14 protein-coding genes and 1 pseudogene are annotated in these 17,564 nt (G+C 59.0%); 12 read left to right on the top strand and 3 right to left on the bottom strand.

The window, feature by feature from the left end:
• Positions 1-132: 132 nt before the first annotated feature.
• From ACYVG7_RS13145 to rph, 3 genes are all read right to left on the bottom strand, one after another.
• Entirely contained in the window at positions 133-882 is a 750-nt protein-coding gene (locus ACYVG7_RS13145; RefSeq protein ID WP_460883549.1) for a sugar nucleotide-binding protein, read from the bottom strand.
• 46 nt (positions 883-928) lie between these two features.
• Entirely contained in the window at positions 929-1,576 is a 648-nt protein-coding gene (gene pyrE, locus ACYVG7_RS13140) for an orotate phosphoribosyltransferase (RefSeq protein WP_460883548.1), read from the bottom strand.
• A gap of 77 nt (positions 1,577-1,653) precedes the next feature.
• Positions 1,654-2,367: a ribonuclease PH gene (gene rph / locus ACYVG7_RS13135; RefSeq protein ID WP_460883547.1), complete on the bottom strand. Its 714-nt coding sequence runs from the start codon at positions 2,365-2,367 to the stop codon at positions 1,654-1,656.
• Between the two features lie 131 nt (positions 2,368-2,498).
• Here rph and ACYVG7_RS13130 point away from each other — a divergent pair, with 131 nt between their 5' ends.
• The 12 genes and pseudogenes from ACYVG7_RS13130 to ACYVG7_RS13075 form a co-directional block, all read left to right on the top strand.
• Positions 2,499-3,359: a YicC/YloC family endoribonuclease gene (locus tag ACYVG7_RS13130; protein ID WP_460883546.1), complete on the top strand. Its 861-nt coding sequence runs from the start codon at positions 2,499-2,501 to the stop codon at positions 3,357-3,359.
• Positions 3,360-3,511: 152 nt separating this feature from the next.
• Positions 3,512-3,988: a type VII toxin-antitoxin system MntA family adenylyltransferase antitoxin gene (gene mntA, locus ACYVG7_RS13125; RefSeq protein ID WP_460883545.1), complete on the top strand. Its 477-nt coding sequence runs from the start codon at positions 3,512-3,514 to the stop codon at positions 3,986-3,988.
• Positions 3,981-4,415: a type VII toxin-antitoxin system HepT family RNase toxin gene (gene hepT, locus ACYVG7_RS13120; protein WP_460883544.1), complete on the top strand. Its 435-nt coding sequence runs from the start codon at positions 3,981-3,983 to the stop codon at positions 4,413-4,415. The genes mntA and hepT overlap by 8 nt, the downstream gene beginning before the upstream one ends.
• Positions 4,416-4,421: 6 nt before the next feature.
• Complete coding sequence (locus ACYVG7_RS13115) at positions 4,422-4,826, top strand: hypothetical protein (protein WP_460883543.1); 405 nt, start codon at positions 4,422-4,424, stop codon at positions 4,824-4,826.
• Positions 4,827-4,958: 132 nt separating this feature from the next.
• Positions 4,959-5,837 (top strand): helix-turn-helix transcriptional regulator, encoded by an 879-nt coding sequence (locus ACYVG7_RS13110; RefSeq protein WP_460883542.1) that lies wholly within the window; start codon positions 4,959-4,961, stop codon positions 5,835-5,837.
• Complete coding sequence (locus tag ACYVG7_RS13105) at positions 5,834-7,306, top strand: DUF3375 domain-containing protein (RefSeq protein ID WP_460883541.1); 1,473 nt, start codon at positions 5,834-5,836, stop codon at positions 7,304-7,306. The genes ACYVG7_RS13110 and ACYVG7_RS13105 overlap by 4 nt, the downstream gene beginning before the upstream one ends.
• A gap of 2 nt (positions 7,307-7,308) precedes the next feature.
• A complete protein-coding gene (locus ACYVG7_RS13100) occupies positions 7,309-7,950 on the top strand; it encodes a DUF4194 domain-containing protein (protein WP_460883540.1) in 642 nt (213 codons plus the stop codon).
• The gene (locus ACYVG7_RS13095; RefSeq protein ID WP_460883539.1) at positions 7,947-11,408 is read left to right on the top strand and encodes an ATP-binding protein; all 3,462 of its coding nucleotides are present in this window, start codon (positions 7,947-7,949) and stop codon (positions 11,406-11,408) included. The genes ACYVG7_RS13100 and ACYVG7_RS13095 overlap by 4 nt, the downstream gene beginning before the upstream one ends.
• A complete protein-coding gene (locus tag ACYVG7_RS13090; protein WP_460883538.1) occupies positions 11,405-12,595 on the top strand; it encodes a Wadjet anti-phage system protein JetD domain-containing protein in 1,191 nt (396 codons plus the stop codon). The genes ACYVG7_RS13095 and ACYVG7_RS13090 overlap by 4 nt, the downstream gene beginning before the upstream one ends.
• 198 nt (positions 12,596-12,793) lie before the next feature.
• On the top strand, positions 12,794-14,494 hold the full coding sequence (locus ACYVG7_RS13085; protein ID WP_460883537.1) for an SWIM zinc finger family protein: 1,701 nt from the start codon (positions 12,794-12,796) through the stop codon (positions 14,492-14,494).
• Between the two features lie 163 nt (positions 14,495-14,657).
• On the top strand, positions 14,658-16,277 hold the full coding sequence (locus tag ACYVG7_RS13080) for a type I restriction-modification system subunit M (protein ID WP_460883536.1): 1,620 nt from the start codon (positions 14,658-14,660) through the stop codon (positions 16,275-16,277).
• Positions 16,267-17,274, top strand: a pseudogene (locus ACYVG7_RS13075) (restriction endonuclease subunit S); the annotation flags it as partial. The gene ACYVG7_RS13080 and the pseudogene ACYVG7_RS13075, both read left to right, overlap by 11 nt.
• Positions 17,275-17,564 lie beyond the last annotated feature (290 nt).

The raw sequence follows: 17,564 nt of genomic DNA, 5'->3' as shown, positions 1-17,564 counted from the left end.
CTCCAAGTCATCCCATCACCACCACGGTGACCGGATAGCGCCTGTCACGGCGCTGCGCGCCATGCCCGGCGCACATAAAAAAGCCCCGCACAGGGTGCAGGGCTCATCAGTCGGCCGATATTGAATAAACACTCACCCTCGGGGCAGACGTTGACCCAGTGCAGGCATGCGCTCCGGATGCCCCAGCAAACGCTGGTCGTGCCGATAGTCATCATTCGTCTCAATCCGCCAGTCGCGATCAAACTGACCCGCCAGAGCCTGCACCAGTTCGGCGAACGTCCAGGCCTCGGTGGCGTTGCTATCCAGATGGTACAAACCGCTCGCCCGCTCCTGCAGCAGTTGCCACAGGGCGCGAGCCGTGTCGTCCATAAACGAGCAGGCCGGGATCCAGAGCTGACTTGCCGCCACTTTACCCTGCTCCCGCTGCCAGCTATCCAGCGCCGCCAGCATGTTATTGCCCCGGGCCTCCCCATCGATCTGCCAACCAATCCGCGCCACACAGGCCTGGGAATTTGCCTGCCAGATCGCCTGCTCACAGCGCATCTTGTAGCGTCCGTAGTCATCTTCGGCATTGGGAGCATCCGACACTCCATGGGGACCGTCCGGCTGGTGGTGAAACACCATGGCCGAGCTGGTGAACAGGAAAGGGATATGGGCCAGTGCGGCATAGGCCGCTAGTTGCGCGGCCCAGCTCTCGGCACCCATCGCCAGATGAGCAATCGCATCGGGCCGCATCCGCTGCAAAAACAGCGCCGACTCGGTGCTGTCTTCGGGATCCACCAACTGCCGCGACCAGGGGATCAGGTGCCACCCTGTCGCCTTGGCCTGCGCCGCCAGATGGGGGGCTAGCGTGCCATTCAAACCGGTAATCAAGAGACGCATAGCCACTCCTGTGCTCGCTGAGGGATGAACGATCGGGGAACCGGGATCAGGCCTCGATGCCGTATTGCGCCCGGTAAGCACGCACCTGCTCCAGCAAGGCGCCCATCTCCGGCTTCTCTTCCAGATAGCGGATCAGATCCCCCAGGGTAATGATGGCAATCACCTGCGCCTGGTAGTCACGCTCCACTTCCTGAATCGCCGAGAGTTCGCCCTTGCCCTTCTCCTGACGATCCAGCGCAATCAAGACCCCGGCCAGTTCGGCGCCGTTGGCCTGGATCAGATCCATGGATTCACGGATGGCAGTGCCCGCCGTGATCACATCGTCCACCAGCATGATGCGCCCTTTGAGCGGGCTACCGACCAGGTTGCCGCCCTCGCCGTGATCCTTGGCTTCCTTGCGATTGAAGCACCAGGGCACATCCTGATCATGGACTTCTGCCAGCTGGACCGCGGTGGCCGAGGCAATAGGAATGCCCTTGTAAGCCGGTCCGAACAGCACGTCATAGGCGATACCGGCATCCACCAGCGCGGCGGCATAGAAGCGGCCCAGCTTGGCCAGATCGCGGCCGGAGTTAAACAGCCCGGCATTGAAGAAATAGGGGCTCTTGCGGCCCGATTTCAGGGTGAAGTCGCCGAACTTCAATACCTGCTTGCTCAGGGCAAACTCGATAAACTCGCGCTGGTAGGCTTTCATGCTTGGTCCTCTTGGTTCTTCATCTTTAACGGGTTTTCATCACAAAAAACGCGGCCTGGGCCGCGTTAAGTCATCACTTACAACAGAGCCTGTTTCTGCAGGGCGACCAGCTCGGCGATACCGCCCTTGGCCAACTCCAGCAACTGGTTCAGCTCGTCCTGACTGAAGGGCTCGCCCTCGGCGGTGCCCTGCACCTCTATGATGCGACCACACTCGGTCATCACCACATTCATATCGGTCTCGGCCGCTGAATCCTCGACGTACTCCAGATCGCAAATCGCCTGGCCGTTGTGAATGCCGACCGAGACAGCCGCGACCATGTATTTGAGCGGATCGGTTTTCAGCTTGCCCTGCTCCTGCAACCAGCGCAGTGCATCCACCAGCGCCACATAGGCGCCGGTGATGGCCGCCGTGCGGGTGCCGCCATCGGCCTGGATCACATCGCAATCCAGGGTGATGGTGAATTCGCCCAGCTTGGTCAGATCGACGGCGGCGCGCAGGGCGCGACCGATCAACCGCTGGATCTCCAGAGTACGCCCGCCCTGCTTGCCGGAAGCGGCCTCACGATTCATGCGCGAGTGGGTCGACCGTGGCAGCATGCCATATTCGGCGGTGATCCAGCCCTGCCCCTTGCCCTTGAGGAACCGGGGAACCCCCTCTACCACGCTGGCATTACACAGCACGCGGGTCTGGCCGAATTCGACCAGGACTGAGCCCTCGGCGTGGGCGGTGAAGTGACGGGTGATGGTAACCGGGCGCATTTGCGCGGGCGTTCTGCCGTTCGGACGCATGGGATCTTCTCTTCTTAAAATCGGAAATGGCCGTCAGTATACGGGATCGGCCACGGCTTTTCACATGACGGGCTTTTTGCCGGCGGCGGGGCTATAATCGCGACAATTTTTTACCGACCGACGAGATCCGTATGATTCACAGCATGACAGGCTACGCCCGTAAGGAATTCAAAGGCGATTGGGGCACAGCGGTGTGGGAAATCCGCTCCGTCAATCAACGCTATCTGGAAACATATCTGCGTCTGCCCGAGCAGTTGCGTGGTTTGGAGCCGATCCTGCGTGAGCGCTTCCGCAAGCACCTCGAACGCGGCAAGGTCGAATGCAATCTGCGCTTCGAAAGCCAGACCAATGCCGGTCAGTTGCAAGTCAACGAAGCCCTGGCCGAGCAGCTGATCGACAGCGCCTTGTGGGTCATCGACCGCGCCGGCCAAGGTCAACTCAATCCGCTGGATGTGCTGCGCTGGCCCGGCGTCATGGCCGCTCCCGAGCAGGATATGGATGAGCTCAACACCCGCCTGCTGGCCGGTTTTGACGAGGTGCTGGGCCTGTTCATCGAGAGCCGCCAGAGCGAAGGCGACAAGCTCAAGGTCCTGATCGAACAGCGTCTGGACGGCATCCAGGTCGAAGTGACCAAGGTCCGCGCCCTGATGCCGCAGATCCTCGACTGGCAACGTCAACGGTTGGTCGACCGTCTGGCCGAAGCCAAGCTGGAGCTGGAATCCACCCGCGTCGAGCAGGAGATCATCCTGCTGGCGCAACGCATCGACGTCGCCGAAGAGCTGGATCGCTTAGGGATGCACATCACCGAGACCCACAAGATCCTGAAAAAAGGCGGCGCCTGTGGCCGTCGGCTGGACTTTATGATGCAGGAGTTCAACCGCGAGTCGAACACGCTGGGCTCCAAGTCCATCAACGCCGAGACCACCCAGTCCGCCGTCGAGCTCAAGGTCCTGATCGAGCAGATGCGCGAACAAATTCAGAACATCGAATAAGCCCTTATCTCGCATAAGCAGGTGTCCGCTTAAAACGCCAAAGCCCCTCTCGCAGGGGCTTTGATGTTTCTGGCGCTTCCCCCGCCGGGTTAGCCACCAACAGGCCGGTGATTTTGGGGGCATCTCGCTCATTTTCTGCTGTCCGTGAATACATGACTCCGGCCTTATGGCACCATACCCCTCATTCACCCCAACCACTGACACGCACCGAGATGCAGCCCGATAATCTGACACAGCATCAGTTGGTTACCCTGGCCCAGGCTCATCCCGAGGTACTGGTGTTGTGGCTCTATGGGTCGCGCGCCAAGGGCAATGCCGGACCGCTAAGCGACTGGGATCTGGCGGTAGCCTTAGCACCAGTCAAACTGGCCGACCCGTTAGACAATCGTCTGCGCCCCGAGCTCTTAGCCCTCGACTGGCAACGGGCGCTGCAACTGCCGGAAGGAAAGCTCTCGGTGGTGGATATCAACCAGGCCCCCATTCCACTGGCCTTCGCCATTATCGATGCCAATACGCCGCTCTATAGCCGGGATGAGGGGCGACGCCTGCAGGAAGAGGCAAGGATCATGTCGCAGATGGAGATCAATTATCCCGGCTCAAATGACATATCAGGAAAGAGAGATGAGTGATAACGCCTATATCAACGCCCTGCGTTTAAGCCTGTCACGCTATCAGGCCGAGTTACTGGAGATCCGCACCATTCTGGAAGAGCGGCCACTCTCCAATCTGGAATACCGGGCCGCCGAACGCACGCTTCAGGTGGCCATCGAGGCCTGTATTGGCATCGCCAAACATTGGGCCAAGGCGCTGGCGGGCCATAGCCCGCAAGACGCCTATCAGGCTTTCGAGATCCTGGTGCAACGTGGCGAGCTGTCAGCCGATGGCCTGAGTGGCTGGCGCAAGATCATCGGCCTGCGCAACGCCCTGGTCCACGACTACCTCAATATCGACCCCGAGATCATCCGCAGTGTGATCGCCCAAGGGTACAGCGAGCAGCTCTTCTTCTTCGCCAGCCAAGGGCTCGACTGGCTGGCGGCTGCCAAAGCACCGCGATGAAAAAAGATGCGCAGTGACGACTGTATTCAAGCCGCAAAGAGCAATCTAGCCAACGCCCGCCGCTTGCTCGACTCCGGCGATGCGGTGAACTGGGTCTCTGGCCACTTAGGCTCTGCGCTGCATTGGACGATGGCGGGATGGTTGCTGGCCCATGGTCATACCGCCTCTCATTGCCGAGGATGGAGCGACACGCGGGAGGCATTCTTGGAACTGGGCCCTGATGAGTTGCGCTCACAGCTCATAAAGCTCTATGCACAGACGGTAAGCCTGGAGCTTCAACTGATGGGTGACATAGACACAGCACCCACCCTTTCCATCTCCGAATGGCAAATCAAAGCGCGGGAGTGTCTGGAGAATACGGATAGGGCCATCCACAAGCTACTCGCCGGCATACCCTGTCAGCCTCAATGACAGGCTAGGCCCGAGTCGACAACGCCTCCAACTGCAAGATGATGAGTAACCCCATCACAATCAAATCAAAATGATTGCATCCTTTTGATTTGATCTATACTCTCATCCACATCCAGTGCGATGAGAAGCATCATGTCCAGACTCGATGACCTATCCCTCTACCCCCATGCCCAGCGTGAACGTCTGACGTTTATCGATTTCTGCCTCTATTACTTTGGCGAGGTGAGCAAGGCCGATCTGCTCCGCCAGTTCGCAGTCGGTTCCGCCTCCTGTACCCGAGATTTGGCGCTCTACCGTGAGCTGGCTCCGGAGAATCTTGAGCTCAGACACCAGACCAAGCGCTATCACATCACCCCCGGCTTTGCGCCACTGTTTAACCATGAGCCGGAAATCCTGTTAAGCCGCCTGAGTCAGGGCATGGGCGAAGGCGTGAACCAGATCTCGCCACCCGGCGAACACTGTGTCGATGCCATCCGTCTCATCCATCCAGACAGCAACACCATAGCCACCCTGATGCGTGCCATCACACAGCAGCGGGCCATCAGCGTACGTTATCACTCCTTGAGTTCGGGGGAGACAGAGCGCGAGCTGGTACCCCATGTGCTGGTGAATAACGGCCACCGCTGGCATGTTCGCGCCTACGACCGGCGGCATGGTGAATTTCGCGACTTCGTCACCACCCGTCTGCTGCAAGTGCACGAATTGGCCCAAGCCCCAACCACAGAGCAGCGCGAGGCAGACAGCGCCTGGCAGCGCCAGGTGACGCTGACGCTCGTCCCCCACCCCGCGCTTGCCCACCCAGAGGCCATAGCGCTGGACTATGGCATGACCGATGGACAGTTGACGCTGACAGTGCGCGAGGCGTTGGTGGGTTACTTGCTGCAACAGTGGCGAGTCGACTGCTCGCCGGATGCCCGGCTCAATCCCCATTCCCATCCGCTACGACTGGCCAACCCTGAGCTGGTCGCCACACTGACCAACTGCCGCCTGCTGCCAGGAGTCGCCCCATGAACCAGGATCTGAGCTTTGATTTTCTGGAGCAGTTCAAGGAGCAAAGCCTGGCGCTGCGTCTGTTGCGCTCCCCGCATTTTGCCCTGCTCGCCAGCTTTCTGCATCGGGCCTTCCTGGCCAAAAACCGCCGCGCCATCCCCTATCAGGAACTGATCGACGCGCTGGAGCATCATCTGCAGGATATTGCCGACAGCCATGGTCCCGAGCTGTTTCCCAAGAGTGCGCGCGCCTATGTCGACGACTGGATCAACAGCCGGGGCGGCTATCTGCGCAAATACCTGCCACTGCAGAGCGATGAACCCGAGTGCGACCTGTTGCCCGAGATCGAAAAAGCCCTGCGCTGGATCGAGGAGATGCAGGGCCGCCGCTTCGTCGGCACCGAGTCGCGACTCAAGCTGTTGCTGGAGCTGATCGGGGATCTGGTTCACGGCACCACGGAAGATAGCGCCACCAAGCTGGTCACCCTGCGTGCCCGCAAGGCCGAGATCGAGCAGGCCATCTGTGCCGTCGAGCAGGGACAAGATAGCGGCATGTCGGCCACCCAGATCCGCGAACGCCTGTTTTTACTGGGCGATCTCTCGCGCCAACTGTTGGGCGATTTTCGCCAGGTGGAAGCCAACTTCAGGACGCTGGACAAGGAGACTCGCAAGACCATCACCCGCAGCAACCAGCATAAGGGGCTGGTACTGGATCAGGTGTTTGGCGATCAGGATGTCATCGACAGCTCGGATGAGGGGCAGTCCTTCAGCGCCTTCTTCGAGCTACTGATGACGCCCCAGATGCGCAGTGCCATGCGCCATAACCTGCAGTCACTGCTGGCACATGAAGAGGCCCGCAACCTGGTGCAACAGGACACCCTGCTCAGCCATCTCTACAGTTACCTGCTGGAGGCGGGTGCCAAGGTCAACCTCACCCGCCAGCAGATCACCGACCAGCTGCGCCGTTACATCCAGGAGCAGTCTCAGGACAATAAACGCATTCTGGAGCTGATCCGCGACTTCGAGGCTCAGGCACATCGCTTGGAAGGGCTGGACAGCCGCAGCTACCCGGATTTTGCCTCTGTGCCAGAGCAGCAGGCTACGCTCTCTGTACTACTGAGCCGCGGCCTCTACCATCCGCCCCAGAGCGAACAGTTCAGCAACTCGTCGGTGGCCGAAGCCGCGCCGCAGGCAGAGGTGGATCTACGTACCCTGTTCGAGGTGAGCCATATCGACGAGCAGCAGTTACAACGCCAGATCCACCGCTGTCTGAGTGACTATCAGGGGCAGGTGAGCCTGGCCCAGGTCATCGAACATTACCCGATACGCCATGGCCTGGATGAGGTGCTCACCTATATCAAGCTGGCCTGCGAGCAGACGCTGCCTGCTCATATCGATACCACCCGGGAACAACAGATCCGCTGGCAGGCCGAGCCTGAACTCTGGCGGATATTGCGCATTCCCGCCATCACCTTTGTCAGGGAGCTGTAACCATGTCGACCATCCATGAAACAGGCGCACTGGGGGCGGATGCCCAACGGGACAAGTCTGCCGTGCTCATCCGGCTGCTCAAGGGCCCCCTCTACCTCCATCGGCAACGGGATCTCTGGCAGGTATTACTGCGCGAACAATACAGCATCCGCGACTACTTCCAGCAGATTGGCCTCTCCTTGCTGATCGACGAGGCCGAAGGGTACGCCTTCTTGAAACAGCCCGAGAGCGCGGAAGAAGAATCCGCCCAGGAGTTGCCACGCCTTGTCAGCCGCCGCAGCCTGAGCTTTGCCCAGACGCTGCTGCTGGTCTGCCTGCGCAAGCGGCTGGCCGAGCACGACAGCGAAGAGAGTGCGCCCCGTCTCATAGTCACCCGGCAGGAGATCCACCAGTGGTTGTTACCCTACTTCCCCGAGGTGGGTAACGAGGTGAAGCAACGCCGCGAGCTGGATGCGCTCATCAAGAAGTGTGATGAGATGGGCTTTCTCTCGACGCTACCCAAGCATCCGGATGACTTCGAGGTGCCACGCATTCTCAAGGCCTTCATCACCGCCGAACAGATAGTGGAATTCAACCAGCTACTGGCGCAAAAACTGACCGTCGCCGGGAACACGGAAGAGCACACACAGGAGAATGCCGAGTGAATAGTGAGCTGAACACACCACTCTCTGCCGAGACCACCCTGCCGACCCCAGCCCTGCAGGGCTTCCGCCTGATGCGCTTCGAAGTGCTCAACTGGGGCACCTTCGATCAGCAGATCTGGCATCTGGCCGTAGAAGGCGACAACAGCCTGCTGACCGGCAACATCGGCAGTGGCAAATCGACGCTGGTGGATGGTCTCACCACATTGCTGGTTCCCACCCGCAAGCTGGCCTTCAACAAGGCGGCAGGCGCCGAGGAGAAGGAGCGCTCGCTGGAATCCTACTTCCACGGCTTCTATACATCCCAGCAGGATGACTATGGCAAGGCGCGCCCGGTCGGCCTGCGCGGCAAGGATCACTACAGCGTACTGCTAGCCCAGTTCCACTCCTCAGCCCTGAAACAGAGCGTAACCCTGGCCCAAGTGTGCTGGCTGCCACCCGCCGAAAAGCGGGTCAAACGACTGTTTCTGGTGGCCGAACAGCCCCTGACCATCGCCAGCCACTTCACCGGCTTTGGCGACAAGATAGCCGGGCTCAAGAAACGGTTGAAACAGCAGGGGGAATGCGAGCAGTTCGACAGCTTCGGCCCTTACCAGCAAGCCTTCTGCAAGGCATTGGGACTGGGTAGCGATGGTAAGGCGCTGGATCTCTTCAACCAGACTATCTCCATGAAGTCCGTGGGCTCGGTCACCGACTTCGTGCGTCAGAACATGCTGACCCAGCCCGATGTCGAGGGGCTGATCCAGGAGCTGGAGCGCAACTATGACGATCTCAAGCGGCTGCACGATGCGGTGGTCGCCGCCCGCCAGAAGGTGGAACTGCTAGAGCCCGTCAGCCGACTGGGGGAAGAGGTGCTGCAGACCGAACAGGAGAAGCAGCATATCCATCAGAGTCGAGAGCTGACCGATGGCTTCATGGCGCAACATGCCATCACCCTGTATGAGAAACGACTGCAGCGCAGCCGCCAGAGCCTGGACAAGCTGCAACTGCAGCGCCAGAGCCTGGATCGTCGGCTCGGTGAACAGGAGCAACAGGTTGCCACCTTGCAGCAGCAGATCCTGGAAAATGGCGGTAGCCGCCTGCAGCAGTTGCAGGGGGAGATGCGTCGCCTGGGTCAGGAGCGCGACACGGCGCGTCAGCACTATCAGGGCTACCGCAGCCTGACCGAAGCCCTGGCCCTGCCGGATACCCTGACGCCCGAGCGCTTTGTCAGCAACCTGGCCGCCGCCAAGGAGAGGGCCGAAACACTGCAAGGCGAGTTGGCCCAACAGGAGCAGGAACGAGACACCCTCAAGCAGCAGGAGTGGCAACAGGAGACCCGCTTGCAACAACTGGGCGACGAACTCGCCGCACTGAAGAAACGACAGAGCAACATTCCCGGTCAGCAGTTGGCCATTCGTGAACGGCTCTGTGCCGAACTGGGGCTCGATGAGCGTCAGCTCCCCTATGCCGGTGAGCTGCTGCAGGTCAAGGGCCAGGAGCTGGCCTGGCAAGGCGCCATGGAACGAGTGCTGCACAATTTTGCCCTGAGCCTGCTGGTGCCGGAGCGACTCTACGCCACCATCAGCGAATGGGTAGAAAAGAGTCATCTGGGCAGTCGTCTGGTCTATTACCGGGTGCGCCAACCTGCCGATTATCTGCCGACCCCGGCGAGCCCGGACTCACTGCTGGGCAAGCTGGAGATCAAACCGGAGTGTGAACAATACGACTGGTTGCATAAGGAGCTGCAACGCTTTGACTATCTCTGCTGCGAGGATATGGCCAGCTTTCGCCGCAGCGACAAGGCACTGACGATCAATGGCCAGATCAAATCCGGTCCCTCACGCCATGAGAAGGATGATAGGCACGCCCTGCAGGACAAGAGTCGCTATGTGCTGGGCTGGAGCAACAAGGAGAAGATCCAGCTGCTGGCCCAGCAGTACAGCCAGTTGCAGCAGCAAATCCACCAACTCCGGCAGCAACTGCAACAGCAGGCGCAGCGCCGCACTGCACTCGATCAGTTGCGCCATCAGGCACTGAGACTGGCCGATTTCAATCTGGAGTTTGATCAGCTCAACTGGCCTCGTTTCAGCGAGCAGATCGAACGGCTGCAGCAAGAGGTGCAGGCGCTGGAGCAGAGCTCGGATCTGCTGCAGGCGCTGCAGCAACAATTGACCCTGGCCAAGCAAGCGTTCAAGGCGATCGGGAACGAGCGCGATAGCCTGCTGACCAGCCTGGGGCAACAGCAGAGCGAGATCGACGCCGACAGCCAGTCGCTGGCAGAAAAAGAGGCGTTGCTGGCTGCCGTGCCGCCCACAGAACGTGAACACTGTTTCCCGACCCTGGCGCAGTTTTATCAGGAGTATGGTGCGGGCTCTGGCTTGCGCCTCGACATGCTGACTAACCAGACCACCCTGCTGCGCGGTAAGCTCAACGACCGGGTGCAACATCTGGAGGAGAAGCGACGCAAGAAGGAGGGGCAAATGCTCGATGCCATGAGCACCTTCCACTACCGCTTTCCCAACGATGCCAGTGAGCTGGACAAGAGCCTGGCGGCACTGGGGGAGTATCAACAGATACTCCGGCAACTGCAGCAGGAGGATCTGCCGCGCCACGAGGCCCGCTTCAAGGAGATGCTCAACCGCGACACCATCCGCGCCATGGCCCTGTTCCGCAGCCAGCTCGACAAGCATGAAGAGGAGATTGAGGCCCGCATCCGGCTCATCAACCAGTCGCTGCATGCGCTGGACTATCAGGTGGGCACCTTTATCGAGATTGACAGCGTCTCCTCCCCGGATGTGGAGATCCGCGAGTTCAAGCAGCGCCTCAAGCAGTGTGTCGAGCACACGCTGGATGACAACCTCTACTCGGAGCAGAAGTTCGAACAGGTGAAGTCGCTGATCGAACAGATGCGCCAGGATGCAAAATGGACCCAGAAGGTGGTCGATGTGCGCTTCTGGCATCTGTTTAACGTCATCGAGCGCTACCGGGAGGATGGCAGCGAGAAGGAGTGCTACTCCGACTCCGGCGGCAAATCGGGCGGGCAGAAGGAGAAGCTGGCCTACTCCATTCTGGCCGCCGCCATCTTGCTACAATACCGGCTGGTCGGCAGCGAGACGCCACAGGCACGCGCCGAGCGCCGCTTCAACCTGGTGGTGATCGATGAAGCCTTCGCCCGTGGATCCAAGGACAGCACCCGCTTCGGGCTGGAGCTATTCAAGAAGCTGGGGCTGCAACTGCTGCTGGTCACTCCGCTGCAGAAGCTCGATGTCATCGAACACTATGTCCGCCATGTGCACTTTGTCGATCAGAAGCAGAATCGCTCCCTGTTGCTGAACATGACCATAGAGGAGTACCGGCAACGTCTGGCTCAACATCAGACCCTCGGCAGCTACAGCACGCTGGTTTCCGAGATGAGCGGTTCCGAGTTGCGAGCTTCTGAAGTGAAAGGATCCGAGGTGCCGGATCCAGAGGTGCAATGACCATGCTCGAACTCAAGGCACTCAGGCAGAAACTGCTGAAGAAGTGGCAAGGCTATGGACTGCAGCGGGCCTGGCTTGAGGGGGAATCACTGTTCCCTCTCATCGTCAAGCTACCACGCCCCACCGACAAGGCGCTGCTGCACGACTTTGCCGCCCTGCGCCAGCAGATCGCCCGCCTGCAGGAGGGACTGACCGACCTGCCCGGCATCCGGTTGCAGCAGCAGGAGATCCACTACCCGACCATGGGGCGTCAATGGCTGCCTGCCGCCGTCGAGTTTGCCGATATGTCCGCCCTGGCCCGCTTTGTCGGGCAGGCCCAGGCATGGCGTAGCTTTTGCGTTGAAAGCGAACGGTTGCTCGGCGCCTTCCCCGCGCTGCAGGCCTGGCTGCTGGACAATCCGGCCCAACTGGAAAAGCAGGCGGGTCACTGGCCTGAGCTCATCGCCGTCTGCCGACACCTCTGTGCTCATCCACGCCCCGATTGCTACCTGCGCCAGCTGGATATCCCCGGCGTCGATACCAAATTTATCGAGCAGCACAGGAGCATACTGAAGAGTCTGCTGGATCAGCTGCTACCGGAGCAGGCCATTGACCAGAGCGTGACCGGCCTCGGCGATCACGGCTTCGAGCGACGCTTTGGCCTGCGCTACGAGGAGCCGCAAATCCGCTTTCGTCTGCTGGACCCGCAACTGGTGGCCGAGTTTGCCGGGGCCAGCGACATCACCCTGACGGTGCGCGACTTCGCCAAGCTGGATCTGCTGGTGGATCGGCTCTTTATCACCGAGAACAAGATCAACGGTCTGACGTTTCCTGGGGTACGCAATGGGCTGGTGATCTTCGGCCTGGGTTATGGCGTGCAACTGCTCAAGGAGGTGCCCTGGCTGGGCGCTTGCCAGATCCACTACTGGGGCGATATTGACAGCCATGGCTTTGCCATGCTCTCGCAACTGCGCAGCTATTTCCCGCGCACCCGCTCTCTACTGATGGATGAAGCCACCCTGCTCGCCTGCCGCCCGCTGTGGGGAAGCGAACCTGCCGCCACGGCCCACGGCGCCGAACAGTTGCCCCACCTGGATGAGACAGAGCAACAACTCTATCAACGGCTCAAGGCCCACTGGCAACCCAACGTGCGACTAGAGCAGGAGCGCATCCCCTTTTCCCTGCTCAAGGCCGCGCTTGAGGGTTGAACAAGCTGACGGCCCATCAAGCCAAGTCATCGCCAGCGAATGGCCACCAGGCAGCGGATGGCACCGATGCAACAACTTGATACTCTTCCTCGGGCGACACACCAACGAGCAGAATAAAGCGCGGACGCAAGAGAGTTATCCGGTACCGCTGGTTCGGGTAAACTACCCCCCATCACCATGCACTCAAGGATTGTCCCGATGACCTCAGCCATTCCCCTCATCAACATCGAGCAGATAGTGGCGATGGCCGGTGAGACGACTTTTGCCAAAGGCATACTGCTGGCCAAGGCGGGGAGCGTCCACCAACTGACATGGCAGGAAAATAGTGCCTCGGCCCGGGTGACAGGCAGCCATGAGTATCAGGTCAGTCTCCATCTGGATGATGGCGCGATTGCCAGCAGTTGCAGCTGTCCGGCGGCGACTTACCAAACAATGTGCAAACACGCCGTCGCCACGGCCATCACCCTAATGACGCAGAGTGAACAGTCAACGGCAAAGAGCGAGCAGCAACGGCTGTACGACTTCTTTAGCCAACAGGAGAAGGAGGCGCTGATCACCCTACTGCTGGAAGAGATCGGGCGCGATGAACGGCGCAGGCAACACTGGCTGCAACGAGCCGAGCGCAGTGACCAGCCGGTCACTCAGGCCTCGTTGGCAAAGCAGATCGACGAGGCACTGCCCGAGGAGAGCCTGTGGGAGTGGCGGGAGGTAGCGGACTACTTTGACGAAGCCGAAGTCCAGTTCGAGGCCATCTGGGAGGCGCTGGAATCGCTACCGGTGGAAACCCAATGGGCACTGGTCGAACATGCCCTGTCGCGCCTCAACCTGGTGCTCCAGCAGATAGATGACTCGGGCGGTCACCGTTTCAGCATCGAGGGGGAACTGACCAGCCGCCTGCCAAAGCTGTTCCAGCAACTGCCGTGGAGCGAGCAACAGCAGGCCGATTGGTTGTTTGAGCATCTGCTGGAAAGGCCTTTGGATCTGTTCCCGTCCCTTTCCGATTTTGGCGATGCCTGCTACAACCCCAGTCTGCTGGTGCTGTGCGAACAGGCGCTGGCGCGCCAGCAGAGCCCGAGGGATGACTGGAAGAGCAGATGGCAGCACCAGCGTTATGCCGAGCCGCTGATCGCCGCCGCTAGGGCGCGAGGCGACTGGCGCTCGGAACTCGCCATCGACTCCCAGCTGGCCCAGACCGTGCGGGACTGGCTCGCATTGTGCCAGTTGTGCCTCGACCACCAGGAACCGCTGGATGGCGAGTACTGGCTGGCCAAGGCCCGCCAACAGGCAAACGATCCCAAGGAGCATCGCCACTGCGATCGCATGGAAATCCAGCTGCGCGAACAACTGAATGACAAGCCGCGCGCCTGGGCACTGGCCAACCGCCTGTTCGAGCAGCAGCCCAGTTTCGAGGAGTACCAGAATCTGAGCCAGCTGCAGCAGCGACTCGGTTGGATCGATGAGGGCTTGCTGCAACGGGTGGAGACAGCCCTGAAGGCGGCCCATCAGCCCACCGGGCGAGTATTGATCAATTATCAGCGCGATGCCCTGCTCTGGTTCTATCTGGATCAGGGACGGGAAGACGAGGCCTGCGACTGGGTCAAGGAGCACAAGGTCGGTGCCGAGGCGCTGCTGACCTTGGCGGATCGGGTGCTCCAACGCCGCCCTCTCGATGCCCTCAGCTACCACTTTCGGGTGGCGGCCACCACGGTGGAGCAGACCAACAACGGCGCCTACCAGCAGGCGGTGGCGCAACTGCAACGGCTGCAGAGGGCCCTGCCTGCCGATGATGCAGTAAGAGCCAGCTTCTTCGAGCGGCTGAACTCGCTCGCCCGAGAGCACAAACGCAAGCGCAATTTTATACAGCTAGTCGATAGCCACTTCCCATCGAGTTCGAGCTAATCCCCTAAAACAGGGCGCCGGTGCATGGTTCCTTGCGGGCCCCTATGGCAAGATGCCCCTTATACGCTCAAGCGCCGAGGTGGCGATTGCCACCTCTCAGGTCTGCGCCCTCCCGGCGATGGACTCCGATGATGTTTCAAGAAGTAATAGAGAATAGAGATCAATGGCTGCCGTCCCTGCAAAAAAAGCACCCGCCAAGAAAGCCAGTAAGGGCTTTGAAGAGACCCTCTGGGATACCGCCAACCAGCTGCGTGGCAGCGTGGAATCTTCGGAATACAAGCACATAGTGCTGAGCCTGGTGTTCCTGAAATTTATCAGCGACAAGTTCGAAGCCAAGCGCAAACAGCTCATCGCCGCAGGCCAGGAGGCCTTTGTCGAGATGGATGTCTTCTACCAGCAAGACAACGTCTTCTTCCTGCCTGAAGAGGCGCGCTGGTCCTATCTCTGCGCCCGCGCCAAGCAGGATGATATCGCCCTCCTCATCGACACCGCCCTCTCGACCATAGAAAAGCGCAACCCCGCGCTGGCCAATGCCTTGCCCGATAACTACTTCTCGCGGCAGGGGCTGGAGGTGAAAAAGCTCGCCTCCCTCATCGACAGCATAGAGAACATCGACACCCTGGCCAGCGAGTGCCACCTCACCGAAGAGGATCTGGTGGGCCGGGTCTACGAGTATTTTCTCGGCAAGTTTGCCGCCAGCGAAGGCAAGGGCGGCGGCGAGTTCTATACCCCCAAATGTGTGGTCACCCTGCTGGCCGAGATGCTGGAGCCCTATCAGGGCAAGATCTATGACCCCTGCTGCGGCTCGGGCGGCATGTTCGTGCAGTCGCTGAAGTTTGTGCAGAGCCATCAGGGCAAGAGCAAGGATATCGCCATCTACGGTCAGGAGCTGACCAGCACCACCTACAAGCTGGCGAAGATGAACCTGGCGGTGCGCGGTCTCTCCGGCAATCTGGGCGAGCGCCCGGCTAACACCTTCTTTGACGATCAGCACCCGGATCTCAAGGCCGACTTCATCATGGCCAACCCGCCGTTTAACTTAAAAGAATGGCGCAACGAGGCGGAGCTGACGCAAGACCCGCGCTTTGCCGGCTTCCGCACCCCGCCCACCGGCAATGCCAACTACGCCTGGATCCTGCATATGCTCTCCAAGCTCAGCGAGGATGGTATCGCCGGTTTTGTGCTGGCTAACGGCTCCATGAGCACCAATAGCAGCGGTGAAGGGGAGATCCGCCAGAAGCTGATCGAAGATGACCGCATCGAATGCATGATCGCCCTGCCCGGCCAGCTGTTCTACACCACCCAGATCCCGGTCTGCCTGTGGTTTATCAGCAAGAGCAAGGCCGCCAGCCTCAAGTATGGCTATCGGGATCGGCGCGGCGAGACGCTGTTTATCGATGCCCGCGCGCTCGGCACCATGATCAGCCGCACCCAGAAGGAGCTGACGACAGTCGATATCGCCCGCATCGCCGACACCTTCCACGCCTGGCGCAGCGAGGCGAGCGAACTCCAGCGCCGGGTCGCGGCCAAGGAGATAGCGATTGCGCAGTATCAAGACCAGGCGGGTTTCTGCAAGGTAGCAACGCTCGAAGAGATGAAGGCCAACGACTATGTGCTGACCCCGGGCCGCTATGTGGGCGCCGCCGATCTTGAAGATGATGGCATCGCCTTTGAGACCAAGATGCAGGAGCTGACCCAAACCCTCTATCGCCAGCTGAATAAAGCCGCTGAGCTTGATAAGGCAATCCGCAGCAATATGGAGGCGCTGGGGTATGGAGAATAATTGGCCAGTTTTGCAATTAGAGAAAATCGCTACAGTAATAGACTCAAGGCATAAAACGCCTCAGTACAGCGAGTTCGGGTATCCGATGGTTCGAGTTGTAGATATTAAAGGTGGTGAACTCTCGTTAGCAGATGCAAAAAATGTTACTTCAGATGTATATGCTGACTTCTCAAAGGGACGAGACCCAGAAATTGGGGATCTCATTATTTCCCGAGTAGGCAGTTATGGTAATGTTTCGTACGTATTTTCAAAACAAAAGTTTTGTCTAGGACAAAACACAGCCTTGATAATACCAAAAGATAATGACCGGTTTTTATATTATGCACTTATTTCCCCTCAACTGAGGAAACAAATAGACAATATGGCTGTTGGTGCGGTTCAAAAAACCATTAGCCTAAAAAGTATAAAGGGATTGGAGGTTCCTCAACCGCCAGCTCAAGAACGGTCTAGAATTGCAAATTCTCTATCATCGTTAGATGACAAAATCACCCTCAACCGCCAAATTAATAAAACTCTGGAGCAGATGGCGCAGGCGCTATTTAAATCCTGGTTTGTCGATTTCGATCCTGTGGTCGATAACGCCCTGGATGCGGGCTTCTTTGCGCAGAATTTAGATCTTCCCGATGAGCTGCTGCGCCGTGCCGAAGCCCGCCAGGCAGTGCGCAATCGCCCTGATTTCAAGCCGTTACCGGATGCCACGCGCCAGCTATTCCCCGCCGCCTTTGAGGAGTGCGCCGAGCCTTCCTTGGGCCTAGCCGGATGGGTGCCAAAGGGGTGGAGCGTAAAACGGCTTGATGAAATATTAGAGCTTGTGTATGGCAAAGCATTGAAAAAAACAGACCGAATAAGTGGGAATTACCCCGTTTATGGTTCAGGCGGTGTAGACGGCACACATATAAGCAGCTTGGTTGATGGCCCTGGCATTATCGTTGGGCGAAAGGGCGCTGTCGGCTCTATTTATTGGGAATCTAATAACTTTTTCCCTATCGATACTGTTTTTTATGTAAAACCAAAAGAAAGTTATTCATTGGAATATTGCCATGAATTATTAAAAACTCTTGGACTAGAAAAAATGAATACGGATGCTGCCGTGCCTGGACTCAACAGAAATAATGCCTATCGGCTACTGTGCGTCACACCCTGTAATATCATTTCAGATGCACTATCAAAAGTGTTTAGCAGTTACCGCCATCGCATAGAGCTACTTGATTACCATCGAGATTCAGCCAGCTTTAGCAATCGCTGTGGCATAGGTGCTGTTCGAATTCCTGCTCTGGCTAAATCCGT

The sequence above is a fragment of the Pseudaeromonas pectinilytica genome (assembly GCF_054780855.1).
The sequence above is the reverse complement of the archived record's forward strand: the minus strand, read 5'-3'. Positions and strand labels throughout refer to the sequence as shown.

What these genes read in the sequence shown, in the direction of transcription:
- ACYVG7_RS13145 (WP_460883549.1), bottom strand. Translation starts at nt 882, where the DNA reads ATGCGTCTCTTGATTACCGGTTTGAATGGCACGCTAGCCCCCCATCTG.
- pyrE (WP_460883548.1), bottom strand. Translation starts at nt 1,576, where the DNA reads ATGAAAGCCTACCAGCGCGAGTTTATCGAGTTTGCCCTGAGCAAGCAG.
- rph (WP_460883547.1), bottom strand. Translation starts at nt 2,367, where the DNA reads ATGCGTCCGAACGGCAGAACGCCCGCGCAAATGCGCCCGGTTACCATC.
- ACYVG7_RS13130 (WP_460883546.1), top strand. Translation starts at nt 2,499, where the DNA reads ATGATTCACAGCATGACAGGCTACGCCCGTAAGGAATTCAAAGGCGAT.
- mntA (WP_460883545.1), top strand. Translation starts at nt 3,512, where the DNA reads ATGACTCCGGCCTTATGGCACCATACCCCTCATTCACCCCAACCACTG.
- hepT (WP_460883544.1), top strand. Translation starts at nt 3,981, where the DNA reads ATGAGTGATAACGCCTATATCAACGCCCTGCGTTTAAGCCTGTCACGC.
- ACYVG7_RS13115 (WP_460883543.1), top strand. Translation starts at nt 4,422, where the DNA reads ATGCGCAGTGACGACTGTATTCAAGCCGCAAAGAGCAATCTAGCCAAC.
- ACYVG7_RS13110 (WP_460883542.1), top strand. Translation starts at nt 4,959, where the DNA reads ATGTCCAGACTCGATGACCTATCCCTCTACCCCCATGCCCAGCGTGAA.
- ACYVG7_RS13105 (WP_460883541.1), top strand. Translation starts at nt 5,834, where the DNA reads ATGAACCAGGATCTGAGCTTTGATTTTCTGGAGCAGTTCAAGGAGCAA.
- ACYVG7_RS13100 (WP_460883540.1), top strand. Translation starts at nt 7,309, where the DNA reads ATGTCGACCATCCATGAAACAGGCGCACTGGGGGCGGATGCCCAACGG.
- ACYVG7_RS13090 (WP_460883538.1), top strand. Translation starts at nt 11,405, where the DNA reads ATGACCATGCTCGAACTCAAGGCACTCAGGCAGAAACTGCTGAAGAAG.
- ACYVG7_RS13085 (WP_460883537.1), top strand. Translation starts at nt 12,794, where the DNA reads ATGACCTCAGCCATTCCCCTCATCAACATCGAGCAGATAGTGGCGATG.
- ACYVG7_RS13080 (WP_460883536.1), top strand. Translation starts at nt 14,658, where the DNA reads ATGGCTGCCGTCCCTGCAAAAAAAGCACCCGCCAAGAAAGCCAGTAAG.